The following is a 26,759-nucleotide window of genomic DNA, read 5'->3' on the forward strand; positions in this document are numbered from 1 at the left end:
GCACGGATTTAGCTAAAAAGAAAGAGCTCGGGTATCATACACGCACGTGTTTTTGGGGGCCATTTATGCGGATCATCAGTGTGAACGTGAATGGTATTCAAGCGGCAGCCGAGCGAGGTCTCCTCAGCTGGCTGCAAGCTCAGAATGCCGACGTGATCTGCCTGCAAGACACACGTGCCTCCGCCTTCGACCTGGACGACCCTGCCTTCCAACTGGATGGTTATTTCCTCTATGCCGGCGATGCCGAAGTGCCTGCCCAAGGTGGCGTGGCGCTCTATTCGCGGTTGCAACCCAAGGCGGTTATCTGGGGACTCGGCTTCGAGTCCTGCGATCGGTACGGACGCTATCTGCAGGCTGATTTCGACAAAGTGAGCATCGCCACCCTGTTGCTGCCATCCGGGCAAGGCGGGGACGAGAACCTGAACCACAAGTTCAAGTTCATGGACGACCTCACCCATTACCTGAACAAGCAGCGCCGCAAGCGCCGCGAGTACATCTACTGCGGCTCGCTGTACGTAGCCCACCAGAAGCTGGACGTGAAGAACTGGCGAGATTGCCAGCAGATTCCCGGCTTCCTTGCGCCTGAGCGCGCATGGATGGACGAAGTGTTCGGCAACATGGGTTATGTCGATGCCCTGCGCGAAGTCAGCCGCGAAGGTGACCAGTTCAGTTGGTGGCCGGACAGCGAGCAGGCCGAGATGCTCAACCTCGGCTGGCGATTCGACTATCAGGTGCTGACCCCCGGTCTGCGCCGCTTTGTGCGCAGCGCCAAGCTGCCGCGCCAACCGCGCTTCTCGCAGCACGCGCCGCTGATTGTCGACTACGACTGGTTGCTGAGCGTGTGATCCAGGCAGAAAAAAGCCGGCTTTCGAGCCGGCTTTTTCTTGTCCGCAATTCGGCCTATTTCACCAGTCGCCAGCAGAAGGGGTAGCGGTATGCCTGACCTTCGTTGGCCTTGATCCCGGCGATGATCGTGAGCACCAGCGCACCGATACTCACCAGCCCGAGCAGCGGGAAGCCGATCACCACCAGCATCAGCAGGAAACACAGTACGACAGCCAGCGCCACGGTGATCTGGAAATTCAGCGCTTCCTTGCCCTGGGCGTCGACGAAGGGATCGAGGTCCTTCTTGATCTGCCAGACGATCAGTGGCCCCAGCAGATTGCCAAAGGGAAACACCAGGCCGAGGAATGCGGAGAAATGGCAGAACATCGCCCATTGCCGCACTTCCCTGTTCGGCTCCTGATATTGAGTAGGTTCGTCCATTCCCACGTCTCCTCGTGCGGATGTGCCGTCAGTCGGCCAGCGCGGCGCGCTGCAGCTCGAACAGCTCGTTCAGACCCTGGCGCGCCAGGTCGAGCATGGCCGTCAGCTCTTCCGGCTGGAAGGGCGCACCTTCGGCGGTGCCCTGGACTTCGATGAAGCCACCGGCATCGGTCATGACTACGTTCAGGTCAGTTTCGGCAGCTGCGTCTTCCAGGTAGTCCAGGTCCAGAACCGGCTCACCTTGGTAGATGCCCACGGAAACGGCGGCAACCATCTGCTTCAGCGGCTCGCCTTTCAGGGCGCCACGCTTCTTCAGCACCTTCAGCGCATCAACCAGGGCCACCATGGCACCGGTGATGGAAGCGGTGCGGGTGCCACCGTCGGCCTGAATCACATCGCAATCCAGGTAGATGGTGTTCTCGCCCAGCTTGGTCATGTCCAGCGCCGCGCGCAGCGAGCGGCCGATGAGCCGTTGGATCTCCAGGGTACGGCCACCCTGCTTGCCACGACTGGCCTCGCGCTGGTTACGCTCGCCAGTGGCGCGCGGCAACATGCCGTATTCGGCAGTCAGCCAGCCCTGACCCTGCCCCTTGAGGAAGCGCGGCACGCCGGACTCGACGCTGGCCGTGCAGATCACCTTGGTATCCCCGAACTCCACCAGTACAGAGCCTTCGGCGTGCTTGGTGTAGTTGCGGGTGATGCGGATCGGACGCAGCTGTTCGGCCGCGCGGCCACTGGGACGTTTCATTCGGGCTTACCTGTTCGGGAGAAATCTGCCCGCCATTATAGAGGCCCCGGGGCATGGGGGACATCGCCACGTTGGGAGGCGCAAGCCGCCTGGGCTACAATCGCCTCCTTTGATCGTCGAAACCGAGAGGAAACCCCATGGTGCACAGCATGACCGCCTTCGCACGCGTTGAACGGGCCGGCTCCCACGGCACCCTGAGCTGGGAACTGCGCTCGGTCAACCACCGTTATCTCGAACCCCACCTGCGTCTGCCGGAATCCTTCCGTGACCTCGAAGGCCCCGTGCGCGACGCCCTGCGCCAGGGCCTATCGCGCGGCAAGGTTGAATGCACTCTGCGCCTGGCAGAAGAAAGCACTGGCAAGCCGCTGCAGGTGGATCGCGAGCGCGCCGGCCAGCTGATCAAGGCCGCCGAAAGCGTTGCCGCGCTGATCCAGCAACCCGCACCGCTCAACCCCCTGGAAGTCCTCGCCTGGCCGGGCGTACTGGTGGCCGATGCTGAGGACCCGCAGGCGCTCAATGCAGCCGCCATGGAAGCCTTCTCCCAGGCGCTCGACGAGCTGAAGAAAGGCCGTGCCCGCGAAGGTGCCGAGTTGGCTCGCCTGCTCAATGACCGCCTGGATGCCATGCAGGAAGACGTCACAGCCCTACGCGCCCTGGTCCCGCAGATGCTCGCAGCACAGAGACAGAAGATCCTCGATCGCTTCTCCGAAATGAAGGCAGAGCTCGATCCGCAACGATTGGAGCAGGAGATGGTCCTACTGGCGCAGAAGAGTGACGTCGCCGAAGAACTGGACCGCCTCGGCACCCACATCAGCGAAGTCCGCCGCGTGCTCAAGGCTGGCGGCGCCGCCGGCCGCCGCCTGGACTTCCTGATGCAGGAACTCAACCGTGAAGCCAATACCCTGGGCTCCAAGGCCTTCGACCCGCGCAGTACTCAGGCTGCGGTCAACCTCAAGGTGTTGATCGAGCAGATGCGCGAACAAGTCCAGAATATCGAGTAAGAGACCGCCCCCATGACTGCCACTCCCGGCACCCTGTACATCGTTTCCGCCCCCTCCGGCGCCGGCAAGACCAGCCTGGTCAAGGCGTTGATCGACGCCGAACCCAATATCCGCGTTTCGGTTTCCCACACCACCCGCGGCATGCGCCCGGGCGAGGTGGACAGCGTCAACTACAACTTCGTGAGCCGCGAAGAGTTCGTGCAGATGCTCGAGCACGGCGACTTCCTGGAACACGCTGAAGTCTTCGGCAATCTCTACGGTACCTCCCAGCGCTGGGTCCAGCAGACCCTGGCCGAAGGCCATGACCTGATTCTCGAGATCGACTGGCAAGGCGCCCAGCAGGTCCGTCGCCTGATGCCCCTGGCCAAGTCCATATTCATCCTGCCGCCAAGCCAGGAAGCCCTGCGCCAGCGCCTCGACAACCGCGGCCAGGACAGCGAAGAGATCATCGAGCGCCGCATGCGCGAGGCCGTCAGCGAGATGAGCCACTACGTCGAGTACGACTACCTGGTGATCAACGACGATTTCGCCATAGCCCTGGAAGACCTCAAGGCCATCTTCCGTGCGAACCAGCTGCGCCACGACTCGCAACAAGTCCGCCACGGCGCCCTGCTGGCCCGCCTGCTCGACTAGCTGCACGACTCTCTATCGCTTTCATAGCTAGCCCCCGCGTCGGTCCTGAGCCACACTCCACCCGCAAAGCGCCGAAAATCGGCGCTTCCCTAATTGCTGGCGATTTTTTAGACTATTCAGTCCGCTCGCCCAATTGGGCACAGCATCAGCCATTCATTTCGTGCTACGAGGAACACCATGGCCCGCGTTACCGTTGAAGATTGCCTGGACAATGTCGACAACCGCTTCGAGCTGGTCATGCTCGCTACCAAGCGTTCCCGTCAGCTGGCCACCGGCGGCAAAGAGCCGAAGGTAGCCTGGGAAAATGACAAGCCGACCGTAGTCGCCCTGCGCGAAATCGCTGCCGGCCTGGTCGACTATGAAGTCGTCGCCCAGGAAGACATCGTTGAAGAAGAGCCGCTGTTCGCCGCATTCGAGGACGAGGCCAACGAGGCCCTCTGAATCCATGCCTGGTCGACGTCGCACGGCGCAGGGTCATGAAGGTCGGCAAGGAGAGACATCTTGCCGAGCATAGACGCCCTCGCCGATCGACTTTCGACCTATCTCGGCGCCGACCAGGTCAACCTGGTGCGCCGAGCCTACTTTTACGCAGAGCAAGCCCACGACGGCCAGCGCCGCCGCAGCGGTGAAGCCTACGTCACTCATCCGCTTGCCGTAGCAAGCATCCTCGCCGACATGCACATGGATCATCAAAGCCTGATGGCCGCGATGCTGCATGACGTGATCGAGGACACCGGCATCGCCAAGGAAGCCCTTTGCGCGCAATTCGGCGAGACCGTCGCCGAGCTGGTGGATGGGGTCAGCAAGCTGACCCAGATGAATTTCGAGTCCAAGGCCGAAGCCCAGGCCGAAAACTTCCAGAAGATGGCCATGGCCATGGCGCGCGATATCCGCGTGATCCTGGTCAAGCTGGCCGACCGCCTGCACAACATGCGCACGCTGGAAGTGCTATCCGGCGAGAAGCGCCGGCGCATTGCCAAGGAAACCCTGGAAATCTACGCCCCCATCGCCAACCGGCTGGGTATGCACAGCATGCGCGTGGAGTTCGAGGACCTCGGTTTCAAGGCCATGCACCCGATGCGCTCGGAGCGCATTCGCGCGGCGGTGCGGCGCGCCCGCGGCAACCGCAAGGAAATCGTCAACAAGATCGAGGAGTCGCTGACCAACTGCCTGCGCCGCGAAGGCATGGAAGGCGAGGTCATCGGCCGCGAGAAACATCTCTACAGCATCTACAAGAAGATGCGCGGCAAGCGCCGGGCGTTCAACGAGATCATGGACGTCTACGCCTTCCGCATCATCGTCGACAAGGTCGACACCTGCTATCGCGTGCTCGGCGCCGTGCACAACCTGTACAAGCCGCTGCCGGGGCGCTTCAAGGACTACATTGCGATTCCCAAGGCCAACGGCTACCAGTCGCTGCATACCACCCTGTTCGGCATGCACGGCGTGCCCATCGAAATCCAGATCCGCACCCGTGAAATGGAAGAGATGGCCAACAACGGCATCGCCGCCCACTGGCTGTACAAGTCCACCGAGGACGACCAGCCCAAGGGCACGCATGCCAGGGCACGCCAGTGGGTCAAGGGCATCCTGGAACTGCAGCAACGCGCCGGTAACTCGCTCGAATTCATCGAGAGCGTGAAGATCGACCTCTTCCCCGACGAGGTCTACGTGTTCACGCCCAAGGGCCGCATCATGGAGTTGCCGAAAGGCTCCACCGCGGTCGACTTCGCCTACGCGGTGCATACCGACGTCGGCAACACCTGCATCGCCTGTCGCATCAACCGCCGCCTGGCGCCGCTGTCTGAGCCGCTGCAGAGCGGCGAGACGGTGGAAATCGTCACGGCGCCCGGCGCGCGACCGAATCCGGCCTGGCTCAACTTCGTCGTGACCGGCAAGGCACGCACCCACATCCGCCACGCCCTCAAGCAGCAGCGTCGCTCCGAATCCATCAGCCTCGGCGAACGCCTGTTGAACAAGGCTCTGGCCGGTTTCGAGAGCCATCTGGACAAGATCAGCCCCGAACGCGTCCAGGCTGTCCTCGGCGAGTACCGCCTGGACGTGATCGAAGACCTGCTGGAAGACGTCGGCCTCGGCAACCGCATGGCCTACGTAGTCGCCCGCCGCCTGCTGGCCAGCGACGGCGAACAGCTGCCGAACCCCGAGGGGCCGCTGGCAATCCGCGGCACCGAGGGCCTGGTGCTGAGCTATGCCAAGTGCTGCACGCCGATTCCGGGCGACCCCATCGTCGGCCACCTTTCCGCCGGCAAGGGCATGGTGGTGCACCTTGAGAACTGCAAGAACATCAGCGAAATCCGACACAACCCGGAGAAATGCATCCAGCTGTCGTGGGCCAAGGACGTTGCCGGCGAATTCAACGTCGAGCTGCGCGTCGAGCTGGAGCACCAGCGCGGCCTGATCGCCCTGCTGGCCAGCAGTGTCAATGCCGCCGACGGCAATATCGAGAAGATCAGCATGGACGAGCGCGATGGCCGCATCAGCGTGGTCCAGCTGGTGGTCAGCGTGCACGACCGCGTGCACCTGGCCCGAGTGATCAAGAAGCTGCGCGCGCTCAAGGGGGTGATCCGCATCACCCGCGTGCGGGCGTAGCTGATCCCAAGAGCCCAAAGGAGTTCTCATGAGCAAGACCGTCATCAGCAGCGACAAGGCCCCTGCCGCCATCGGCACTTACTCTCAGGCCATCAAGGCCGGCAACACCGTCTACATGTCCGGCCAGATCCCGCTGGACCCGAAAACCATGGAGCTGGTCGAAGGCTTCGAAGCCCAGACCGTGCAGGTCTTCGAGAACCTGAAAGCCGTGGCCGAAGCCGCGGGCGGTTCCTTCAAGGACATCGTCAAACTGAACATCTTCCTGACCGACCTGTCCCACTTCGCCAAGGTCAATGAAGTCATGGGTCGTTACTTCGAGCAGCCCTACCCGGCTCGCGCCGCCATTGGCGTAGCTGCGCTGCCGCGCGGCTCCCAGGTGGAAATGGACGCCATCCTGGTCCTCGAATAAGTTACCTCTGCCACGGGCCGCTCGGTCCGTGGCATCGTTCCGGAAGGAATCCGTCATGCGTCACACCCTCCCCCTGCTGCTCTGTGCGGCCATTCTTGGCGGCTGCTCCAGCACGTCATCAGACCCGAGCGGCATCTGGATCAACCAGGCGGCCATCAATGCCGCAGCCAAAGAGGGCAAGTTACGCGAGTCCCTGCTCGCCTATGGCCCGAACCTGGAGTGGCAGATCGACCAGAAATCCGGCGAGGCCCACTACAGCAATGGCTTCGAACTGGGTGAAGGGCGCCTCGCGGCCCAGGAAGATGACGGCTGGCGAGTGGACTTCTACGGCGACTACCACGAAGAACTTGAAGTGGACGGCAAGGAACTGGTGCAGAAAGCCAGCGATAACCTCCCCGAACAACGCTTCGTCCATCCGGACCAGAATCCTGCCGAAGGGGCACCGCTTGGCAGCGCATTCGAGCACGCGCTCTACTCCGCCTATCTCGGCGGAACCTGGAAAATCGTCGAAGGGCAAGGCCAGGGCGGCCTGGTCAAGTTCAATCCTGATGGCAGCCTGGAAGGCCTCCCGGGCGCTGATCGCTATGCCCTCTGCCTCGCTGGCGACTGCGCCGCGATGAGCGGCGAGAACGACAGCATCTGGCTACAGAACGGCAAACAGGGTGCGGCCTGGATCTTCGTCCACGATGGTGATGAGCTGGAAATCCTCGAAGCGCGTAACCGTGCGCATATCGACGAGATGCCAGAGTACGCCCCCGGCAAGCGTGCCTGGCTGCTGGAGCGCGACTGAACCGTAGCGAAGCCCAACGAACACATATTGGGCTTCGCTCCACTTAGCGCCAACCTATACGCCACCCATCACCCCGATCGCCAGCCATCCCCCCAGCGCCAGCAACAACGCGCCGCAAAACCTATCCAGCGCCCGGACCCGGAGTTGCAGCCAACTGCGCCAGCGCGGGTGGTCCAGCAATCGCACCAGCGCCATATCCCAGAACAGCACCACCACTGTCATCCAGCCCATGCTCATGACCAGCCCCCAGCCGGGCATAGCCGCATTGCGCAGCACACCGAACAGTCCGGCATAGAAGAGCGGCAGCTTGGGATTGAGACTGCTGGCCAGCAGCCCCTCGAAAAATCCGAGCAGCCACGATCCATGCCCACCCGCCTTGGCCTGCGGCAGTTCCAGCTCACGGGTCGCCAGCAGCGCCTGGGTGCCGATCCAGATGAAATAGCCACCGCCAACCAGTTGCAGCACCTGCCAGAACGTCCCGTTCGAAGCGGGCAACAGGCTGAGGGCCAGCAAGACCAGCAGCATGCTCAGCAAATTGGCCAGCGCGATGCCCGCCGCAGCACCATCCGCGTGGCGCAGGCCATTGACCAGTCCGGCCCGCAGCAACAGGAAGAAATCGGGCCCTGGCGACAGCAGTGCAGCGAAGTGGGTACTGGCGACCAGCAGGAACAACGCGAGCATGGCTTCGAGCCTCCGTGAAGTGCGGCGGACAGTGTCGAAGTCCGTGGCTCAAGCGGTCTTGGAGAAAACTCAGAGTCTGATCACGGTTTCGCGAGCTAGAGCCATGCAAGGCGAAAGCAGGCGAGGAAGCGGGCCGGGCTCGCACGCTAGTTTACGAGTTGTAAATGAACACTCCGGGCCTGCTTTTAACGCGGCATGGTCGACGCGCAGCAGATCGTGAACAGGCTCTCAGGTACGCGCGGCTCGGCGGAACTGCCCCGGCGTCACGCCGGTGAAGCGCTTGAAGGTACCGGAGAAGTGGGCCTGATCGTAAAAACCCAGGGACAGCGCCACCTCCAGTGGCGGCTGATTGCTCAAAAGCAGGCGCTTGGCCTCGCGCACCCGGCGTTGCAGCAGGTAGGTGTGCGGCGGTACACCGTAGGCACGACGAAATGCGTCGATCAGATGACGCGGATGTCGCTGCACCAGCCCGGCCAGTTGCTCGAGGCTCACGGCCTCAGCGTAGTGAGCCTCCAGGTAGTCGCGCAGGAAATTCGTCACACCGCCATCCCGGGATGCGGGTGCCGCCGCACGCAGGCCGCCGTGGCGGACGAACACCAGTTCAAGCACATCCAGCAATTCGCTCTCCAGCGCCAGCGCATCGCCACGCTCGAACTCCGCCGCCAAGCGCGCCAGTCCGGCCGCCACCTGCCCGTCATCGGCCGGATTCAACTCGCGAAACCCATCGGGCAAGCGCTTGCGCCCGAGCAGGGTCGGCAGGCGCGACTCTTCGACGTAGAGCATGCGATAGATCAGCCGCTCGGATTCTGCATGCCCGGTGTGGGGCTCTTCGGGGTTCATCAGCGACAGAGTGCCCGCCGGCAGCGCATGGCGTTCACCCCGGCACTGATAGCCGCCTACGCCATGCAGGATGGCGCCAATGGCGAAGGCGTCGTGGCTGTGACGGCCAAAGGGCTGCCCGGAGAAATCCGCATGAAACAACTCCACCCCCGGTAACCAGGGGCGAGCCAGCATGCGGTTGGCATCCATGTTCAGGCTCCGCTGAGGATCGCCCCGTAGCCTTCGCGGTAGCTCGGGTAACGCGGCGTCCAGCCCAGGGCTCGGGCGCGGGCGTTGCTGCAGCGCTTGCTGCCGGAGCGGCGTACTGTCGACTCGTCGGCCCACTCCGTCACGCCCATCCGCTCGCGCAACCAACCCACAACCTCGTGCAACGGAGCCGGCGTATCGTCGACACCGATATAAAAATCGTCCAGCGCCACACCGTCGGCATCAGCCTTGAGCAGATGAGCCAGCAAGCCGGCGCAATCGTCAGCGTGGATACGGTTTGCATAGAGCGGCGGCTCGCTGACCACGCGATAGCCCATGCGCACTTGCTTGAGCAGCCACTCGCGTCCAGGACCGTAGATACCCGTCAGGCGCACACAGGTAGCGGGAATGCCGCTGCCCAGGACGAGGCGCTCGGCCTCCAGCATGACCTGGCCGGAATAACCCTCGGCCTCGGCCGGGGAAGTCTCGTCGATCCACTCGCCGTCTCGCTGACCATAAACCCCGCTGCTGGAGACAAACAGAACGCGCCGCGGCACCTGGCCGTGCTGAGCCAACCACGCGAGCACGTGGCGAAGGCCTTCGACGTAGGCCAAGCGGTAGCCGGCCTCATCGTGCTGGTTGGCCGCCGCGCTGTAGACCAGATAGTCCAGGGTCCCCTGGGGCCAGCCCGTCGGACAGTCGGCCCGCTCGAGGTCGCCAGCTACCGGCAACACACCCGCTGGCAACGCCGAAACCTGGCGGCGAAGGCCATGGATAGTCCAGCCGGCCTGCAACATCTCGGTAGCCAGGCGGCTGCCAATATCGCCGCAGCCGGCGATCAGGAGGGAAGCGGACATCGGGAAAACTCCGAAAAAGTCCTCAGGATAGGGCCATGGCAGGCAATCGCCAATCACTCACGGCACGCCTTCGAATCGCCAAACGGCAATGTGATCGATAAATAGTCACTTCTACAAACAAGAATTACTTGCAATAATGCGAACCCTTCGGTCCAGGCTGCTACCTCAATGCCGTTGGACGAAATCGCTTCCTTTCCTTCAGGTCCGGCCAGCATGAAATCCAACGCTCGCAACGTACAGCCCAACATTGCCTCCCGCCCACCTCGCCTGCTGGCAGCCCTGCTGATCAGCATGATGCTGGTACCCAGCGCCTCCTTTGCCGAGGAGCCGGCCGCCGCGAGCCAGCCCGCCGCTGCCCAGGCCAATGCTACCAACACCGCCGCCACCCCGGCCGCCGGCGGCACCGCAGTGCAGGCCGACGCTGCCGCCCTGGACCCGAACGCCATTCCGACCGACCCGCTGGCAGCCGGGGCGGAAGGCGAGCTGACGCTAGCCCACGACCTGTCCCCCTGGGGCATGTACCAGAACGCCGATATCGTGGTGAAGGCCGTGATGATTGGACTGGCTCTGGCCTCCGTCCTGACCTGGACCGTGTGGATCGCCAAGGGCTTCGAGCTGCTCGCCGCCAAGCGCCGCCTGCGCCGTGAACTGGGCACCCTGAAATCCGCCCGCACCCTGAACGAAGCCGGACAGAAGGTCAGCAACGGCACCTGCATCTCCCACCAGCTGGTGCAGGACGCCCAGGAAGAGGTGAAGCTCTCCAGCAACACCCGCGAGAAAGAAGGCATCAAGGAACGCGTCAGCTTCCGCCTCGAGCGCCTGGTCGCCGCCAGCGGTCGTCAGATGAGCCAGGGTACCGGCGTGCTCGCTACCATCGGCTCCACCGCACCCTTCGTCGGCCTGTTCGGCACCGTCTGGGGCATCATGAACAGCTTCATCGGCATCGCCAAATCCCAGACCACCAACCTCGCCGTGGTCGCCCCCGGTATCGCCGAAGCGCTGTTGGCCACGGCCCTTGGTCTCGTCGCGGCGATCCCGGCGGTAGTCATCTACAACGTCTTCGCTCGCTCCATCGCCGGTTACAAGGCGCAGGTGTCCGACGCGTCGGCCCAGGTCCTGCTGCTGGTCAGCCGCGACCTCGACCATCACACGGCCGAGCGTGGCCAGTCTCCGCAAATGGTGAAAGTAGGCTGAGTCATGGGAATCCATCTGAACGATGGGGGCGATGATCTCCAGGAAACCCGCGAGATCAACGTCACCCCCTTCATCGACGTAATGCTGGTGCTGCTCATCATCTTCATGGTGGCGGCCCCCCTGGCGACGGTCGACATCAAGGTCGACCTGCCCGCCTCCACCGCCAAGCCCGCGCCCAGGCCGGACAAGCCGATCTACCTCAGCATCAAGGAAGACAAGAGCCTATACCTGGACAACGAGCAGGTCACCGAAGAGCAACTGGCCAGCGTGCTGGACAAGCTGACCAAGGCTGACAAGGAGAAGACCATCTTCGTGCGCGGCGACAAGGTCGTCGAATACGGTCGCCTGATGGAAGTCATGGATGCCCTGCGCAACGCCGGCTACCTGAAGATCGGCCTGGTCGGACTCGAGACGGTCGGGACTAAATGAGCCAAGGCAAACGCAAGCTGTCGCAATGGGGCGTCAGCCTGGTCGTCGTGCTCGGCCTGCACATCGGCCTCGGCCTCTGGGCGCTCTACTGGCGCCCTCACGCCGAGCCGATCGAGCTGCCGCCGGCGGCCATGATGGTGGAGCTGGAGCCGCTGCCGGCTCCAGCTCCGTTGCCGGCGCCACCGCCCCAGGTCGAGCCCGAACCCGAACCGCTGCCCAAACTGGTGGAAGTGCCTAAGCCGAAGATCGCCATCGCGCCCAAGCCGAAACCCAAGCCCAAGCCGCCGAGGCCGAAACCGCCGGAGCCCAAGCCTGAGAAGCCGCAGGAAACCGAGAGCGTGAAGGAAAGCGTCGCCGCGCCGACCACGACCCCGAGCGACACCAAGCCCGCTGCACAGCAGCAGGCCGCTTCCAGCGCACCTTCGGACGCCAAGCCGACCTGGCAAAGCAAGCTGCTGGCGCACCTGGCTCGCTATAAGCGTTACCCGGACGATGCCCGCCGCCGCGGCTTCGAAGGGGTCAACCGCCTGCGCTTCGTGGTCGATAGTGAAGGCAAAGTGACCTCCTACACCCTGGTCGGCAAGTCCGGTAGCGCTTCGCTGGACCGTGCCACCCTGGAGATGATCCGTCGCGCCCAGCCGCTGCCCCCGCCCCCGCCGGAGCTGCTCAACAACGGCTCCCTCGAAGTGGTCGCGCCCTTCGTCTACTCGCTGGACCGCCGCTGACTCCCAAGCGCCTGCGCACCTCGCGCAGGCGCTTGGTTCCATTGACTCCAGCCGCTATGCTTGCCGGACCTCAATGGATAAATGCTATGACCCTCACCGAACTGCGCTACATCGTCACCCTCGCCCAGGAACAGCACTTCGGCCGTGCCGCCGAGCGCTGCCATGTGAGCCAGCCGACCCTGTCGGTCGGGGTGAAGAAACTGGAGGACGAGCTCGGCGTGCTCATCTTCGAGCGCAGCAAGAGCGCAGTGCGCCTGACCCCGGTCGGCGAGGGCATCGTTACCCAGGCACAGAAGGTGCTGGAGCAGGCGCAGGGCATCCGCGAGATGGCCCAGGCCGGCAAGAACCAGCTCGCCGCGCCGCTCAAGGTTGGCGCCATCTACACCGTTGGCCCCTACCTCTTTCCGCATCTGATTCCGCAGCTGCACCGGGTCGCCCCGCAGATGCCGCTGTACATCGAAGAGAACTTCACCCACATCCTGCGTGACAAGCTGCGCACTGGTGAGCTCGACGCGATCATCATCGCCCTGCCGTTCGCCGAAGCCGATGTGCTGACCAAGCCGCTCTACGATGAACCCTTCTACGTGCTACTGCCGTTCGGGCACCCCTGGACCGAGCGCGAATCCATCGACAGCGAGATGCTCAACGACAAGAGCCTGTTGCTGCTGGGCGAAGGCCATTGCTTCCGCGACCAGGTGCTGGAAGCCTGCCCGAGCCTGCGCAAGGGTGGTGAAGACAGCGCCAAGCACACCACGGTGGAATCCAGCTCCCTGGAGACCATCCGTCACATGGTTGCTTCCGGCCTCGGCGTATCGATCCTGCCGTTCTCGGCGGTGGACAGCCATCACTATGCCCCCGGCGTCATCGAGATCCGCCCGCTGACACCGCCCGTGCCCTTCCGCACGGTGGCCATCGCCTGGCGTGCCAGCTTCCCGCGCCCGCGCGCCATCGAAGTGCTGGCGGACTCGATCCGCCTTTGCTCCGTGGCTCACCCGAAAACCCAGGGCGAACCGCAGCCGGCATGACCGAGCTGGCGCAAGTCCCGGTCACCGCGCTCAAGGGCGTAGGTGCCGCCCTGGCGGAAAAACTCGCCAAGGTCGGCCTGGAAAACCTGCAGGACATCCTTTTCCACCTGCCCACCCGCTACCAGGACCGAACCCGCATCACCCCGATTGGCGAGCTGCGCCCGGGCCAGGATGCGGTAGTGGAAGGCATTGTCGGCGGTGCGGACGTCGTCATGGGCCGCCGCCGCAGCCTGCTGGTACGCCTGCAAGATGGCAGCGGCACCCTCTCCTTGCGCTTCTTCCACTTCAGCCAGGCGCAGAAGGAAGGTCTCAAGCGCGGCACCCAGTTGCGCTGCTATGGCGAAGTCCGCCCCGGCGCCACAGGACTGGAGATCTACCACCCGGAGTACCGCGCCCTTAGCGGCGACGAGGCGCCGCCGGTGGAGCAGACCCTGACTCCGATCTACCCGACTACCGAAGGCCTGACCCAACAGCGCCTGCGCAGCCTCAGCCAGCTCGCCCTGGCCCGCCTCGGCCCACACAGCCTGCCGGACTGGCTGCCCAAGGAACTGGCGCGCGATTACCACCTGGGCTCGCTGGACGAGGCCATCCGTTACCTGCACCGCCCGCCGCCGGACGCCGACCTGGAAGAACTCGCCGAGGGCCAGCACTGGGCGCAGCAACGCCTGGCCTTCGAGGAACTGCTGACCCATCAGCTGTCCCTGCAACGCCTTCGCGAGAGCCTGCGTGCCCAGCACGCGCCGCCATTGCCGCCGGCGCGCAAACTGCCCGCGCAATACCTTTCCAACCTCGGCTTCCAGCCCACCGGCGCCCAGCAGCGCGTTGGCGCCGAGATCGCCTACGACCTGGCCCAGCAAGAACCCATGCTGCGCCTCGTGCAGGGCGACGTCGGCGCCGGCAAGACGGTGGTCGCCGCCCTGGCCGCATTGCAGGCCCTGGAGGCCGGCTATCAGGTGGCACTGATGGCGCCCACGGAAATCCTCGCCGAACAGCACTACGTCAACTTCACCAAGTGGCTGCAACCGCTCGGCATCGAAGTCGCCTGGCTGGCCGGCAAGCTCAAGGGCAAGGCCCGCGCCGCCGCGCTCGAGCAAATCGCTGGCGGTACACCGATGGTGGTCGGCACCCACGCACTGTTCCAGGATGAGGTGAAGTTCAAGCGCCTGGCCCTGGTGATCATCGACGAGCAGCACCGCTTCGGCGTCCAGCAGCGCCTGGCCCTGCGCCAGAAAGGCGTGGACGGGCGCCTCTGCCCGCACCAGCTGATCATGACCGCCACGCCGATCCCGCGAACGCTGGCGATGAGCGCCTACGCCGACCTGGACACCTCCATCCTCGACGAACTGCCTCCCGGCCGTACCCCGGTGAACACCGTGCTGGTGGCCGATAGTCGCCGTATCGAAGTGATCGAGCGGGTCCGTGCGGCGTGCCACGAAGGGCGCCAGGCCTATTGGGTCTGCACCCTGATCGAAGAATCCGAAGAGCTGACCTGCCAGGCAGCGGAGACGACTTTCGAAGAGCTTTCCTCGGCCCTTGGCGAACTTCGCGTAGGCCTGATCCACGGACGCATGAAGCCCGCTGAGAAGGCCGCGGTGATGGCCGAATTCAAGGCCGGCGCCCTGCAACTGCTGGTGGCCACCACCGTGATCGAGGTGGGCGTGGATGTGCCCAACGCCAGCCTGATGATCATCGAGAACCCCGAGCGGCTTGGCCTTGCCCAATTGCACCAGCTGCGCGGCCGCGTTGGTCGGGGCAGTGCCGCCAGCCACTGCGTGCTGCTCTATCACGCGCCACTGTCACAGCTCGGCCGTGAACGCCTGGCGATCATGCGTGAGACCTGCGACGGCTTCGTCATTGCAGAGAAGGACCTGGAGTTGCGCGGCCCCGGCGAAATGCTCGGCACCCGCCAGACCGGCCTGCTGCAGTTCAAGGTGGCCGACCTCATGCGTGATGCCGATCTGTTGCCCGCCGTACGCGACGCGGCCCAGGCCCTGCTGGCCCATTGGCCTCAGCATGTCAGTCCACTATTGGAGCGCTGGTTGCGTCACGGCCAACAGTACGGCCAAGTGTGATGCAGTTCACAGCTCAATCGTCGCCTCGCCCCGACCTCTTCTAACCTGCTCGTTATACTCCGGGGCAGAAAAATCAAAGCTGGATGCTGCCATGACTGAAGTCGCCCTCGCCCCGGATTCCTCGCCACAACCGCCCGAAGTGATAGTGCAGCTGCTCGAGAAACTCGGGCTTGCGTTCCAGGTTCGACTGGAGCATCCGGGTCTGCCCGCTGCGCAGCGGGTCCAGTCGGTGTTGCTGGAAGACGCCGTAGGCGCTCTCCTGGTGCTGTTCCCGCGCAGCCAGCTGCTCGACCTCAATCGTCTCGCCGAACTCACCGGCCGCAAGCTGGTGGCAGTCAAGCCCGAGCGCCTCGAGCGCATGCTCGGCAAGCACCAGTTGGGCGCACTGCCCGGGCTGCCGCCACTGACCAGCTCGCCCTGCCTGTACGACGAGCGCCTGTTGCAGGAACCGCGCCTGCTGGTGGAATCCGGGCAGCCCGGGGTACTGCTTGAGCTGGCCAGCGAGGACTATCGTGGCCTGCTGAGCAAAGCCAGCGCCGCGCGCTTCGGCGAGCCCCTGGCGAGCATCCGCCCGAACCTTGATCGTCCGGCCGACGACCGCGCCGAGATCACCCAGGCCGTGCAGGCCTTCACTGCACGCCGTATCCAGCAGCGCCTGGAAGAAACCATCGAGATCCCGCCGCTGGCGGAATCCGCGCAGAAGATCATCAAGCTGCGAGTCGATCCCAATGCCACGGTGGAAGACATCACCGGCGTGGTGGAAACCGACCCGGCCCTGGCCGCGCAGGTGGTGAGCTGGGCCGCCTCGCCCTACTACGCTGCCCCTGGCAAGATCCGCTCGGTGGAAGACGCCATCGTGCGCGTGCTGGGCTTCGACCTGGTGATCAACCTGGCCCTCGGCCTCGCCCTCGGCAAGTCCCTGAGCCTGCCCAAGGACCAGCCGCAGCACGCGACCCCGTACTGGCAACAGGCGATCTATACCGCCGCGGTGATCGAGGGCCTGACCCGCGCCATGCCTCGCGCGCAGCGCCCCGAGACCGGCCTGACCTACCTTGCCGGGCTGCTGCACAACTTCGGCTACCTGGTACTGGCCCACGTCTTCCCGCCGCACTTCTCGCTGATCTGCCGTCACCTTGAAGTCAACCCGCACCTCTCCCACAGCTACATCGAGCAGCACCTGCTGGGTATCACCCGCGAGCAGATCGGCAGCTGGCTGATGCGTTTCTGGGACATGCCGGAAGAGCTCTACACCGCCCTGCGCTTCCAGCACGACCCTGACTATCAGAACGACAATGCCGCCTACCCCAACCTGGTGTGCCTGGCGGTCAGCCTGCTGCGCAACCGCGGCATCGGCTCCGGCCCGGAAGTAGAGATCCCGAACGACCTGTTCGAAGCGCTGGGTATCACCCGCGAGAAGGCGGATGACGCAGTCAACAAGGTGCTGCAGGCGGAAGCCGCTCTACGCGAACTGGCTTCCCAGTTCAACGCGCCGCACTGATCCTGCGGACATGAAAAAAGGGGCGCCAATGGCGCCCCTTTTTTCATGTCCTTTCCGCACGCTGTGGGAGTGATTTCAATCGCGAATGAATTCGCTACAGGGAAAACAATGTCAGGCGGCTTTTTTCTCGACGGCCTTCTTCTTCGGCACCAGGTGCTTGGTCAACCCCTGGAACCAGATCACCAATGCTGGATTGCCCTGGATCTGGATGTCCTTGTTCTGGATGCCCTGCATGAAAGCCAACTGCTTGTTCTTCGCACTCATCGTGGCAAAGCCGTAGGCACCGTCCTTGAAGCCAATGGCGAACGCGGGTGCGCTGGCGACGCCGCGCTTGCTGATTACGCGCTGCTCGCGAACGATGAAATGACGGGCGATCTTGCCGTCCAGAGTATGCAGTTGGAACACCAGGTCCTTGCCCGCCAGCTGCTGCTGGAACTCGGCGTTATCACGGCTGGCCTTGGCCATCAAACGGCCCAGCATCCAGAGAAGAAAGCGGAATTTCATGCGCGCACGGCCTCGAAGGATTGAGAAAGCGGCGCATTGTAGCGGTTTGCCGGCAGGACTACAGCCAGCCAAAGGAGGGTATTGCGAGGGGCTTGAGTGAACTGCCCGGAACCTCCCCGGTTCCGGGCAGAAGAAGCTTAGTTCACCGCTTCTTTCAGCGATTTGCCCGGTTTGAAGGCGACAGTATTGCTGGCCTTGATCTTGACCGGCTGACCCGTCTGCGGGTTCTTGCCGGTGCGGGCACCACGATGACGTTGCAGGAAGGTGCCGAAGCCCACCAGCGTTACGCTGTCCTTGCGGTTCAGCGCGTTGGTGATTTCTTCGAGCACCGCATTGAGTACGCGATTGGCCTGATCCTTGGTGAGATCGGCCTTTTCGGCGATGGCGGCGGCGAGTTCCGGTTTACGCATAGATGCCTCATTGACGGTTTGTTGTTTTTGTGTCCGTGCTGTTCGTCCAGAACAGCGCCCAAGGCGCCGCAACGGCTCTGCGCTGCGGCAGACCACGGGGAGGATGGCACGCCGATTGGCACTCCGCCAGTGTCCTCCGCGGGAATTCCGAAAGAACAGAACGATTAATCCGACAGAAGGGCTGACATTTATGCCAGAAGCGGCGGCAGCTCCCGGTTCAGGGCCAGTTTCTCCTGCACCGCAGCCCCCGTGAGGGCATATCCGAGCAGGCTACCAGCAGCATCACGGCAAAGCGCCTTGATGTCCGCCCCGGAGCCTTCGACCGTCCAGCTGCCATCCGTGCCACGGGGCGGCGGCGACACCACCAGCGGGCACACCGGGGTCTTCACCGTCACCGGCATTGCGCCGTACGCAACCGCGGTGGCATTGCCCGCCAGGGTCTGCGCCAGCGCACGGGCACAGGCCATCAGCGGCATCACATAGAGCAGGTTGAGGCCATCGACTTCGGCGCAATCACCCAAGGCGTAGATATTCGCGTGGGACGTACGCAACTGACGATCAACCGCGACACCGCGGTTCACCGCAAGACCAGCTGCCGCGGCCAACTCGGTGCGCGGACGCAAGCCTACGGCAGATACCACCAGGTCACAGGCAATGCGGGTGCCATCGGAGAGCAAGGCATCCAGGCCGTTCTCGCCACGGTCCAGGCGAGCCAGCACCGGGCCCAGGTGGAAACGCGCCCCGAGACCTTCCAGCCCGGCCTGGACCGCAGCCGCGGCGGCCGGATGCAGAAGGCCCGGCATCACCTGTTCACAAGGCGCGACCAGCGCGACTTCCAGGCCACCCAGGCTGAGATCGTTGGCGAACTCACAACCGATCAGGCCGGCACCGAGGATCAGCACCCGGCGCTTGCCAGCCGCAGCGGTGCGGAAGCGCGCGTAATCTTCCAGGTCGTTGATCGGGAAGATCGCATCCTGGGCATCGCCTTCCACCGGCACGCGGATAGTGTCCGCGCCCCAAGCGAGCACGAGGTCGCGATAGGGCACCGCTTCCTCGCCTATCCACAGGCGCTGGTGACCAGGGTCGATTCCGGTGATACGTGTGTGCGTGCGAATTTCCGCCTTGAGCTGCTCAGCCATGGCGCCGGCCTCGGCCATGGCCAGGCCATCGGCATCCTTGTTCTTGCCGAAGCCGGTGGAAAGCATGGGCTTGGAATAGGAGCGGCCATCGTCAGCGCTGATCAGGAGCAACGGGGTTTCGCTGTCCAGCTTGCGAAACTCCTTGGCCAGGTTGTAACCGGCCAGGCCGGTGCCGACTATCACCACGGGTGCACTCATTGCTCACTCCTGCTCGCGAAACGACACGACGGCCCACGGGCCGTCGCTTGAATGGGGGTTGGATGGCGGACGGATCAGGCGATTTCGATCATCTCGAAATCGATCTTGCCGACGCCGCAATCGGGGCAGACCCAGTCCGGCGGAATATCTTCCCAGCGCGTGCCGGGTGCGATGCCTTCTTCGGGCAGCCCCTCGGCTTCGTCGTAAATGAAACCGCAGACAACGCATTGCCACTTGCGCATGACCACCTCCGCCGGCGCGGAAAGCCTTACTGAACCTACTCCAATCGACCGGCGACCGCCAAGCGCCACCGGACCAGTCCAGACAGAGGATAGGCTGATCCTGTGGACACGAAAAAGCCGGCATGGGCCGGCTTGGTCGAGGCGGGAACGGGATCAGTTGATTTCGATCATCTCGAAATCCAGCTTGCCCACGCCGCAATCGGGGCAGATCCAGTCTTGCGGCACATCTTCCCAACGGGTGCCAGCGGCGATGCCGTCATCCGGCCAGCCCTGGGACTCGTCGTAGACCAGGCCACACACCACGCATTGCCACTTCTTCATCACTTTGCTCTCCACAATCATGCGTTCTCGAACCGTAGCCTCTGGCGGGCGTTTCCGGTCACGTCAGGGGCGCTTTTTACTGGTTTATCCCACCCTCGGGCAAGAGGCAGCCGACGGGCACTGGCCGTGCTAATCTGCGCCGTCTTCCATCGCCCAAGCCCCGCCCGTGCCCCACGCAGCCCTCGTCCATCCGCCTCGCTGGCTCACCGCCACCCAGCTCCATCCCGCTCCGGCAGCCGGCGTCCGTGACTGGCTGTTCGACCAGGGCTCGCTGACCCGGCGGCTGACCGTCCTTTCGGATAACGCCTTCAGCGTCACACCGCTGGAAGAAGGCTGGCAGACCCTGCGGGTCGACGAGTGCGCGGCCCTTGGAATTCCCGCCGGCAGCCAGGGCTGGGTACGCGAGGTGTACCTGCGCGGTCACGGCGAGATCTGGGTGTTCGCCCGCAGCGTCGCCGCCCGCGCCGCCCTGGAAGGTTCCGGGCTGGATCTGCACCAGCTCGGCAGCCGCTCCCTTGGCGAGCTGTTGTTCAGCGACCGCGCCTTTGACCGGGGCGCCATTGAAGTCACCCGCTATCCGGCCGCCCTGCTGCCGACTGACGTGCGCGCCGAACGCCTGTGGGGCCGTCGCTCGTGTTTCTCGCGGGGTGAGTTGGGGGTACTGGTAGCGGAGATCTTCCTCCCCGCACTGTGGCGCCAGGCTGACATCGAGGCCGTATAATCCGGCGCTTCGAAGGGAGAGCGCTGATGTACCTGACCCTGCTGCAATCGCTGAACCGCCTGCACCCGCGCGCCATAGATTTCATCCAGCTGACCCGGCTGGACAAGCCCATTGGCATTTACCTGCTGCTCTGGCCCACCCTCTGGGCCCTGTGGATTGCAGGTGAAGGCAGCCCCAGCCTGGCCAATCTGCTGATCTTCGTCCTCGGCGTGAACCTGATGCGCGCCGCTGGCTGCGTGATCAACGACTACGCCGACCGCAATTTCGACGGTCACGTCACCCGCACCCGGGCGCGCCCCCTGGCCAGTGGCCGGGTCAGCCCGCGCGAGGCGCTGGTGTTCTTCTTTATCCTGGTGGCCATCAGCTTCGTACTGGTGCTGTTCACCAACGCCGCCACCATCTGGCTGTCCTTTGGCGGCCTTGCATTGGCCGCCTGCTACCCCTTCATGAAGCGCTACACCTACTACCCGCAGGTAGTGCTGGGCGCGGCCTTCTCCTGGGGCATGCCCATGGCGTTCACGGCAGAAACCGGTGAGCTGCCGGCGGCGGCCTGGCTGCTGTACATCGCCAACCTGCTGTGGACCGTGGCCTACGACACCTACTACGCGATGACCGACCGCGAGGACGACCTGAAAATCGGGGTCAAATCCACCGCGATCCTCTTCGGCGACGCCGATCGCCTGATCATCGCCACACTGCAGGGCCTGGCGTTGTTCTGCCTGGTGCTGGCGGGGAATCGCTTCGAGCTGGGGGTTTGCTTCTACCTGGGCCTGGCGGCTGCGGCCGCGTGCTTCGCCTGGGAGTTCTACAGCACCCGCACCAAGGACCCGCAGGCCTGCTTCAAGGCCTTCCTGCACAACCACTGGGCAGGCCTGGCCATCTTTGCCGGCATCGTCGCCGACTACGCGCTGCGCTGAGGCGTCATCGCGCGAGCCAGACGACAAGTGCGGGCGAGGCAGCCCAAACACAAAAAGGCCGAGGACGCGATCCTCGGCCTTTTTCTACGCAGTATCGACAGCGCAGGTAGCTTTCCAGCCGGCTAGTAGGCTTCGGGCTTGGCGACGTGCCAAACCCCCATCTTGCCGTCGCCTGTGACATCACCGGCCTTCTTGTCCATGACGAAGGTGTACAACGGCTTTCCGTCATACGCCCACTGCATGGAGCCATCGTCGCGCTTGACGACGCTCCACTCACCCTCTGCCTTGGCGCTGGCATCGGCCATCAGTGGCGGCCAGTTCTGCGCGCATTGACCGTTGCAGGCGGACTTGCCGTCGGAGTCCTTGTCGTAGGTGTAAAGCGTCATACCCTTGGCATCCACCAGCATGCCGTCCTTCTCCATCGCCGGCTCGGCCGCCAGGCCCAACAAGGGCCAGCTCAGCAATACGCCGGCAAACAGCGGGACGAATCGGGGGGAAATTCTTCTCATTTTCTAGCCTCTCCTCGGAATGAACAGCGACAGCCTGGCGGCAGCTGGATCACGGCTTGAGGTCACAGCAGCACAGGACAGAAGGAGCCACGAACCCCCATCAGGGCGATGGGGTCCTGTGCCAGGCTCCAGGCCGCCCCAGGTTCGCGGCGGCCTCATTGAGAATAGACGAGGCCCGTTCGGCCGAGTTCCATGTCAAATGGAGGAGCTGCCGGGTTCGCGCCACTCGTTCAAGGACCTAACATTCACGTGTCACATCCCTGCAATAATTCCGTTATCTAATGCGGCGCAATCAGTCAAACACGCGACCTTTCTTGAGGCTTGAACATGGTTGGCAAGAACATCCTGATAGTCGACGACGAAGCGCCGATCCGCGAGATGATCGCCGTCGCCCTGGAGATGGCCGGCTACGACTGCCTGGAAGCCGAAAACACCCAGCAGGCGCACGCCGTCATCGTCGACCGCAAACCCGATCTGATCCTCCTCGACTGGATGCTTCCCGGCACTTCCGGCATCGAGCTGGCCCGCCGCCTGAAGCGCGATGACCTCACCTGCGACATCCCGATCATCATGCTCACGGCCAAGGGTGAAGAGGACAACAAGATCCAGGGTCTGGAAGTAGGCGCTGACGACTACATCACCAAGCCCTTCTCCCCGCGTGAGCTGGTGGCGCGCCTCAAGGCCGTGCTGCGCCGCGCAGGCCCCAGCGACAGCGAGGCACCGATCGCCATCGGCGGCCTTCTGCTGGACCCGATCAGCCACCGTGTGACCATCGACGGCAAGCCTGCCGAGATGGGCCCCACCGAATACCGACTGCTGCAGTTCTTCATGACCCACCAGGAGCGCGCCTACACTCGTGGCCAGCTGCTGGATCAGGTATGGGGCGGTAACGTCTACGTCGAGGAGCGCACTGTCGACGTGCACATCCGGCGCCTGCGCAAGGCCCTCGGCGAGGTATACGAAAATCTGGTTCAGACCGTTCGCGGCACCGGCTATCGTTTCTCCACGAAAAGCTGACCCCGCCCCCTCCACAAGGACGCGATAGGTGAATCAAGACTGGCGCGGCGTAGTCATCCGCCGCCTGCTCCTGCTGATCGGTGCCTGCCTGCTGGTGGGCCTGGTCACCGGCCACTATGCCTGGGCACTGGTGGTTGGCCTCGGCGCCTACCTCGGCTGGACCCTGGCGCAACTCCTGCGCCTGTACAAGTGGCTCAAGGAGCATCGGCCCGATGAGCCGCCGCCGGACGGCTACGGTCTCTGGGGCGAGGTGTTCGACAGCATCTACCACCTCCAGCGCCGCGACCAGCGCGTCCGGGGTCGGCTGCAAGCGGTGATCGACCGCGTGCAGGAGTCCACCGCCGCACTGAAAGACGCGGTGGTGATGCTCGACAGCGATGGCAACCTCGACTGGTGGAACCGCGCCGCGGAGACCCTGCTGGGCCTGAAGACGCCCCAGGACAGCGGCCAGCCGGCGACCAACCTGATCCGCCACCCGCGCTTCAAGGAATACTTCGAACAGGGCAAGTACAACGAACCCCTGGACCTGCCCTCGCCGGTCAACGACCGTCTGCGCCTGCAATTCCACATCACCAAGTACGGCAACAGCGAGCACCTGATGCTGGTGCGCGACGTCACCCGCCTCTACCAGCTCGAACAGATGCGCAAGGACTTCGTTGCCAACGTCTCCCACGAGCTGCGCACACCGCTGACGGTGATCGCCGGCTACCTGGAAACCCTGCTGGACAACGTCGAAGACGTGAATCCACGCTGGACCCGCGCGCTGCAGCAGATGAGCCAGCAGGGCCAACGCATGCAGAACCTGCTCAACGACCTGCTGCTGCTGGCCAAGCTGGAAGCCACCGACTACCCATCGGACAACCAGCCGGTGGCGGTGGACCTGATGCTGCTGCAGATCAAGGCCGACGCCGTCGCCCTGTCCGGCAACCGCCACCACCGCATCAGCCTGGAAGCCGACCACAACTACAAGCTCCGCGGCAGCGAGGCGGAACTGCGCAGCGCCTTCTCCAACCTGGTGTTCAACGCGGTGAAGTACACACCTGACGAAGGCGAGATCCGTGTCCGCTGGTGGGGCGACGAATCCGGTGCGCACCTTTCCGTGCAGGACAGCGGCATCGGCATCGAAACCAAGCACCTGCCACGCCTGACCGAGCGTTTCTACCGCGTCGACTCCAGCCGCAACAGCAGCACCGGGGGCACCGGCCTGGGGCTGGCCATCGTCAAGCACGTGCTGATTCGCCATCGTGGTCGCCTCGACATCAGTTCGGTACTCAATCACGGCAGTACCTTCACCTGCCATTTCCCCAGCGCCCAGGTGGTCCGGCGGAACTGAATGCCCCGGCTCCCCGACTTGCAAACTCGGGGTCCAGCATTCACCCTTAGCCGGTCATTCGTCAGCAAAAGCCCTCCATGGACCCTTCCCCTAGTACCAGCTTTCTCAGTTATTTCGCCGATTTCGGCCTGATTCTCTTCGCCCTCTTCCTCGTGCTGCTCAACGGCTTCTTCGTTGCCGCCGAGTTCGCCATGGTCAAGCTGCGCTCCACCCGCGTCGAAGCCATCGCCGACAAGCACGGCTGGCGTGGCCGCATCCTGCGCACCGTACACAACCAGTTGGACGCCTACCTGTCGGCCTGCCAGCTGGGCATCACCCTGGCCTCGCTGGGCCTTGGCTGGGTCGGTGAGCCGGCCTTCGCCCACCTGCTGCAACCGGTGCTGGAGTACGTCGGCATCGATTCGCCGAAACTGATCCATGGCATCGCCTTCTTCACCGCCTTCTTCATCATTTCCTACCTGCACATCGTAGTCGGCGAGCTCGCGCCCAAGTCCTGGGCCATCCGCAAGCCGGAGCTGCTGTCGCTGTGGACCGCCGTTCCGCTGTACGTCTTCTACTGGCTGATGTACCCGGCCATCTGGCTGCTCAATGCCAGCGCCAACGCCATCCTGCGCATCGCCGGCCAGGGCGAGCCCGGCCCGCACCACGAACACCACTACAGCCGCGACGAACTGAAACTGATCCTTCACTCCAGTCGCGCCCGCGACCCCAGCGACCAGGACATGCGCGTGCTGGCATCAGCCGTGGAGCTGGGTGAACTGGAAGTGGTGGATTGGGCGAACTCCCGCGAAGACCTGATTTTCCTGGAGCACGACGCTCCCCTGGCGGACATTCTCAGCGTGATCCGCCGCCACAAGTACAGCCGCTATCCGGTGCACGACGATCAGAAAGGCGAGTTCGTCGGCGTCCTGCACATCAAGGACCTGCTGCTGGCGCTGTCCGCGCTGGACAGCCTGCCGGAAAGCTTCGACCTCGCCGAACTCACCCACCCGCTGGAGCGCGTCACCAAGCACATGCCGCTGTCGCGCCTGCTGGAACAGTTCCGCCAGGGCGGTGCGCACTTCGCCCTGGTCGAGGAGGCCGACGGCAAGGTGGTGGGCTTCCTGACCATGGAAGACGTGCTGGAAGTGCTGGTGGGCGATATCCAGGACGAACACCGCAAGACCGAACGCGGCGTGCTGGCCTACCAGCCGGGCAAGCTGCTGGTGCGCGGTGACACCCCGCTGTTCAAGGTGGAACGACTGCTCGGCATTGACCTCGACCACGTGGAAGCCGACACCCTGGCCGGCCTGATCTACGAGAGCCTGAACCGCGTGCCGGAAGAGGAAGAAGTGCTGGAAACGGACGGCCTGCGCATCATCGTGAAGAAGATGAAGGGCCCGAAGATCGTCCTCGCCAAGGTGCTCAAGCTCGACTGAGCACCGCATGCGTAGGTTGGGCAGAGCGGTAGGCGCGAGCTTGCTCGCGAAAAGATCCCGCCCGGGCTGTTCGCGAGCAAGCTTGCTCCTACACCCTCTCCCGGAGGGAGAGGGGAGTAAAGACGCTACTCCCCGCCCACCGCGAAGTTCGGCAGCGTATCCACCGGCTGGGCGAAATCGAACGGAATGGATTCCAGCGCCAGGCCCAGGTTGCGCTGGATGACGAAGTGCAGGTGCGGACCGGTGCTGTTGCCGGTGTTGCCGGAGCGGGCAATGCGCTCGCCGATGGACACCTGCTGGCCCTCGCGCACCTGCACCGAGCCACGCATCAGGTGCAGGTAGACGCCCATGGTGCCGTCGTCATGCAGGATGCGCACGAAGTTGCCGGACGGGTTGTTGCCCCGACCGCTCTGGTCGTTCTCGATCTTTACCACCACACCCGGCCGCGCCGCGACGATGGGCGTGCCTTCGGGCATGGCGATATCCAGGGCATAGCGCCCCTTGGGCGTGAAGTGGCTGTAGCGGCCGTTGGCGCCTTGGGTCAAGCGGAAGGGGCCGCCCTGCCAGGGCAGCGGATAGCGATACACCACCGGCTGCAGGCGCGGGTCGCCCATGGCGTAGCGCAGCTTGGGTTTGTAGCGCATGGGCCGGCTCGGGTCGGCCGGGGCCAGGGTGGCCATGGGCATGCTGCTGCGCGGCGCCAGCACCCAGCGGATCGGCTGGTCCGGGGCACCGGAGACGTTGTGCGCCTGGTCGATGCGCAGCTCCACTTCCACCGGTGCGAACAGCTCGTTGCGCAGCACCAGGGTTTCGCCTGCGTCGTGCTTCTTGGTTTCCAGCTTCACCGACAGGTCCAGGCGCTCCACCATGCGGTCGCGGAAGACGAACACCTGGGCACCGGACACGGCCTTGTCGGTGTAGGTCACCACACCGTTGGCGTCGGTGTACTTGTATATGGTCACTGCCGCCGCCGGCAGGCTCGCGCCAAGCAGCAGCACTAGAGATAGGAATCGCCCCAGCATGTCGGCCCGTTGTTCTTCTGTGCTCCGTGTTGCCGAAGACTAGC

General features: G+C 64.1%; 30 protein-coding genes. 18 read left to right on the forward strand and 12 right to left on the reverse strand.

Going from position 1 to position 26,759, the window contains the following annotated elements; genetic code table 11:
• The first annotated feature begins 65 nt into the window (after nucleotides 1–65).
• Nucleotides 66–845, forward strand: a complete 780-nt coding sequence (locus SA496_RS25340) for an exodeoxyribonuclease III (RefSeq protein WP_069086259.1) — start codon at nucleotides 66–68, stop codon at nucleotides 843–845.
• A 55-nt stretch (nucleotides 846–900) separates the two neighbouring features.
• Here the strand turns inward: SA496_RS25340 and SA496_RS25345 are convergent, their stop codons facing one another.
• Complete coding sequence (locus SA496_RS25345) at nucleotides 901–1,266, reverse strand: DUF4870 domain-containing protein (RefSeq protein ID WP_028626898.1); 366 nt, start codon at nucleotides 1,264–1,266, stop codon at nucleotides 901–903.
• Between the two features lie 28 nt (nucleotides 1,267–1,294).
• Nucleotides 1,295–2,014: a ribonuclease PH gene (gene rph, locus SA496_RS25350; protein ID WP_120653934.1), complete on the reverse strand. Its 720-nt coding sequence runs from the start codon at nucleotides 2,012–2,014 to the stop codon at nucleotides 1,295–1,297.
• A gap of 137 nt (nucleotides 2,015–2,151) precedes the next feature.
• Here rph and SA496_RS25355 point away from each other — a divergent pair, with 137 nt between their 5' ends.
• The 6 genes from SA496_RS25355 (at nucleotide 2,152) to SA496_RS25380 (ending at nucleotide 7,457) form a co-directional block, all read left to right on the forward strand.
• A complete protein-coding gene (locus SA496_RS25355; RefSeq protein WP_120653933.1) occupies nucleotides 2,152–3,015 on the forward strand; it encodes a YicC/YloC family endoribonuclease in 864 nt (287 codons plus the stop codon).
• A gap of 12 nt (nucleotides 3,016–3,027) precedes the next feature.
• Nucleotides 3,028–3,648, forward strand: a complete 621-nt coding sequence (gmk, locus tag SA496_RS25360) for a guanylate kinase (RefSeq protein ID WP_120653932.1) — start codon at nucleotides 3,028–3,030, stop codon at nucleotides 3,646–3,648.
• Between the two features lie 177 nt (nucleotides 3,649–3,825).
• A complete protein-coding gene (gene rpoZ / locus SA496_RS25365; RefSeq protein WP_120653931.1) occupies nucleotides 3,826–4,089 on the forward strand; it encodes a DNA-directed RNA polymerase subunit omega in 264 nt (87 codons plus the stop codon).
• Between the two features lie 60 nt (nucleotides 4,090–4,149).
• Complete coding sequence (gene spoT / locus SA496_RS25370; RefSeq protein WP_120653930.1) at nucleotides 4,150–6,258, forward strand: bifunctional GTP diphosphokinase/guanosine-3',5'-bis pyrophosphate 3'-pyrophosphohydrolase; 2,109 nt, start codon at nucleotides 4,150–4,152, stop codon at nucleotides 6,256–6,258.
• Between the two features lie 28 nt (nucleotides 6,259–6,286).
• Entirely contained in the window at nucleotides 6,287–6,667 is a 381-nt protein-coding gene (locus tag SA496_RS25375) for a RidA family protein (RefSeq protein ID WP_077524919.1), read from the forward strand.
• Nucleotides 6,668–6,722: 55 nt separating this feature from the next.
• On the forward strand, nucleotides 6,723–7,457 hold the full coding sequence (locus SA496_RS25380; protein WP_153919099.1) for a hypothetical protein: 735 nt from the start codon (nucleotides 6,723–6,725) through the stop codon (nucleotides 7,455–7,457).
• Between the two features lie 54 nt (nucleotides 7,458–7,511).
• Here SA496_RS25380 and SA496_RS25385 read toward each other — a convergent pair whose 3' ends face one another.
• From SA496_RS25385 to SA496_RS25395, 3 genes are all read right to left on the reverse strand, one after another.
• Nucleotides 7,512–8,138, reverse strand: coding sequence for a LysE family translocator (locus SA496_RS25385; RefSeq protein ID WP_330114666.1), 627 nt, complete (start codon nucleotides 8,136–8,138; stop codon nucleotides 7,512–7,514).
• A 228-nt stretch (nucleotides 8,139–8,366) separates the two neighbouring features.
• On the reverse strand, nucleotides 8,367–9,167 hold the full coding sequence (locus tag SA496_RS25390) for a helix-turn-helix transcriptional regulator (RefSeq protein ID WP_153919104.1): 801 nt from the start codon (nucleotides 9,165–9,167) through the stop codon (nucleotides 8,367–8,369).
• A 2-nt stretch (nucleotides 9,168–9,169) separates the two neighbouring features.
• Entirely contained in the window at nucleotides 9,170–10,021 is an 852-nt protein-coding gene (locus SA496_RS25395; RefSeq protein WP_153919107.1) for an NAD-dependent epimerase/dehydratase family protein, read from the reverse strand.
• Nucleotides 10,022–10,234: 213 nt separating this feature from the next.
• On the opposite strand from SA496_RS25395, the gene exbB reads away from it, so the two are divergent.
• The 6 genes from exbB to SA496_RS25425 all read left to right on the forward strand — a co-directional run bounded on the left by exbB (nucleotide 10,235) and on the right by SA496_RS25425 (nucleotide 16,964).
• Nucleotides 10,235–11,215, forward strand: a complete 981-nt coding sequence (gene exbB / locus SA496_RS25400) for a tonB-system energizer ExbB (RefSeq protein ID WP_153919110.1) — start codon at nucleotides 10,235–10,237, stop codon at nucleotides 11,213–11,215.
• A gap of 3 nt (nucleotides 11,216–11,218) precedes the next feature.
• Nucleotides 11,219–11,644 (forward strand): TonB system transport protein ExbD, encoded by a 426-nt coding sequence (gene exbD, locus SA496_RS25405; protein WP_330114667.1) that lies wholly within the window; start codon nucleotides 11,219–11,221, stop codon nucleotides 11,642–11,644.
• Complete coding sequence (locus SA496_RS25410) at nucleotides 11,641–12,369, forward strand: energy transducer TonB (protein ID WP_153919113.1); 729 nt, start codon at nucleotides 11,641–11,643, stop codon at nucleotides 12,367–12,369. The genes exbD and SA496_RS25410 overlap by 4 nt, the downstream gene beginning before the upstream one ends.
• Nucleotides 12,370–12,455: 86 nt before the next feature.
• Nucleotides 12,456–13,394 carry a hydrogen peroxide-inducible genes activator gene (locus tag SA496_RS25415; protein ID WP_028626911.1) on the forward strand — a complete coding sequence of 313 codons (939 nt, stop codon included), beginning with the start codon at nucleotides 12,456–12,458 and terminating at the stop codon, nucleotides 13,392–13,394.
• The gene (gene recG / locus SA496_RS25420; RefSeq protein WP_153919119.1) at nucleotides 13,391–15,466 is read left to right on the forward strand and encodes an ATP-dependent DNA helicase RecG; all 2,076 of its coding nucleotides are present in this window, start codon (nucleotides 13,391–13,393) and stop codon (nucleotides 15,464–15,466) included. The genes SA496_RS25415 and recG overlap by 4 nt, the downstream gene beginning before the upstream one ends.
• 91 nt (nucleotides 15,467–15,557) lie before the next feature.
• Complete coding sequence (locus SA496_RS25425) at nucleotides 15,558–16,964, forward strand: HDOD domain-containing protein (RefSeq protein WP_120653922.1); 1,407 nt, start codon at nucleotides 15,558–15,560, stop codon at nucleotides 16,962–16,964.
• 111 nt (nucleotides 16,965–17,075) lie between these two features.
• Here SA496_RS25425 and SA496_RS25430 read toward each other — a convergent pair whose 3' ends face one another.
• The 5 genes from SA496_RS25430 to SA496_RS25450 form a co-directional block, all read right to left on the reverse strand.
• Entirely contained in the window at nucleotides 17,076–17,468 is a 393-nt protein-coding gene (locus SA496_RS25430; RefSeq protein ID WP_120653921.1) for a helicase, read from the reverse strand.
• Nucleotides 17,469–17,605: 137 nt separating this feature from the next.
• Nucleotides 17,606–17,878 carry an HU family DNA-binding protein gene (locus SA496_RS25435; RefSeq protein WP_016495401.1) on the reverse strand — a complete coding sequence of 91 codons (273 nt, stop codon included), beginning with the start codon at nucleotides 17,876–17,878 and terminating at the stop codon, nucleotides 17,606–17,608.
• A gap of 188 nt (nucleotides 17,879–18,066) precedes the next feature.
• Nucleotides 18,067–19,215, reverse strand: a complete 1,149-nt coding sequence (locus tag SA496_RS25440; protein WP_120653920.1) for an NAD(P)/FAD-dependent oxidoreductase — start codon at nucleotides 19,213–19,215, stop codon at nucleotides 18,067–18,069.
• A 74-nt stretch (nucleotides 19,216–19,289) separates the two neighbouring features.
• Nucleotides 19,290–19,457 carry a rubredoxin gene (locus tag SA496_RS25445; protein WP_077524853.1) on the reverse strand — a complete coding sequence of 56 codons (168 nt, stop codon included), beginning with the start codon at nucleotides 19,455–19,457 and terminating at the stop codon, nucleotides 19,290–19,292.
• Nucleotides 19,458–19,610: 153 nt separating this feature from the next.
• Nucleotides 19,611–19,778, reverse strand: a complete 168-nt coding sequence (locus SA496_RS25450; RefSeq protein ID WP_077524852.1) for a rubredoxin — start codon at nucleotides 19,776–19,778, stop codon at nucleotides 19,611–19,613.
• Between the two features lie 166 nt (nucleotides 19,779–19,944).
• Here SA496_RS25450 and SA496_RS25455 point away from each other — a divergent pair, with 166 nt between their 5' ends.
• Together SA496_RS25455 and ubiA are read left to right on the forward strand one after the other, a co-directional pair.
• The gene (locus SA496_RS25455; RefSeq protein WP_280359846.1) at nucleotides 19,945–20,499 is read left to right on the forward strand and encodes a chorismate--pyruvate lyase family protein; all 555 of its coding nucleotides are present in this window, start codon (nucleotides 19,945–19,947) and stop codon (nucleotides 20,497–20,499) included.
• 26 nt (nucleotides 20,500–20,525) lie between these two features.
• Entirely contained in the window at nucleotides 20,526–21,416 is an 891-nt protein-coding gene (gene ubiA / locus SA496_RS25460) for a 4-hydroxybenzoate octaprenyltransferase (RefSeq protein ID WP_330114668.1), read from the forward strand.
• 122 nt (nucleotides 21,417–21,538) lie between these two features.
• Here the strand turns inward: ubiA and SA496_RS25465 are convergent, their stop codons facing one another.
• A complete protein-coding gene (locus tag SA496_RS25465) occupies nucleotides 21,539–21,925 on the reverse strand; it encodes a COG4315 family predicted lipoprotein (protein ID WP_120653917.1) in 387 nt (128 codons plus the stop codon).
• A 327-nt stretch (nucleotides 21,926–22,252) separates the two neighbouring features.
• Between SA496_RS25465 and phoB the strand changes: the two genes are divergently transcribed.
• The 3 genes from phoB (at nucleotide 22,253) to SA496_RS25480 (ending at nucleotide 25,693) form a co-directional block, all read left to right on the forward strand.
• On the forward strand, nucleotides 22,253–22,942 hold the full coding sequence (gene phoB, locus SA496_RS25470) for a phosphate regulon transcriptional regulator PhoB (protein ID WP_120653916.1): 690 nt from the start codon (nucleotides 22,253–22,255) through the stop codon (nucleotides 22,940–22,942).
• Between the two features lie 28 nt (nucleotides 22,943–22,970).
• Nucleotides 22,971–24,275, forward strand: coding sequence for a phosphate regulon sensor histidine kinase PhoR (phoR, locus tag SA496_RS25475; protein WP_120653915.1), 1,305 nt, complete (start codon nucleotides 22,971–22,973; stop codon nucleotides 24,273–24,275).
• Nucleotides 24,276–24,352: 77 nt separating this feature from the next.
• Complete coding sequence (locus SA496_RS25480; protein ID WP_153919127.1) at nucleotides 24,353–25,693, forward strand: hemolysin family protein; 1,341 nt, start codon at nucleotides 24,353–24,355, stop codon at nucleotides 25,691–25,693.
• A 125-nt stretch (nucleotides 25,694–25,818) separates the two neighbouring features.
• On the opposite strand, the gene SA496_RS25485 is transcribed toward SA496_RS25480, so the two are convergent.
• Entirely contained in the window at nucleotides 25,819–26,715 is an 897-nt protein-coding gene (locus SA496_RS25485; protein WP_330114669.1) for a peptidoglycan DD-metalloendopeptidase family protein, read from the reverse strand.
• Nucleotides 26,716–26,759: the final 44 nt, after the last annotated feature.

Source organism: Pseudomonas sp. JS3066, from assembly GCF_036328175.1.
Taxonomy (GTDB): Bacteria; Pseudomonadota; Gammaproteobacteria; order Pseudomonadales; family Pseudomonadaceae; genus Metapseudomonas.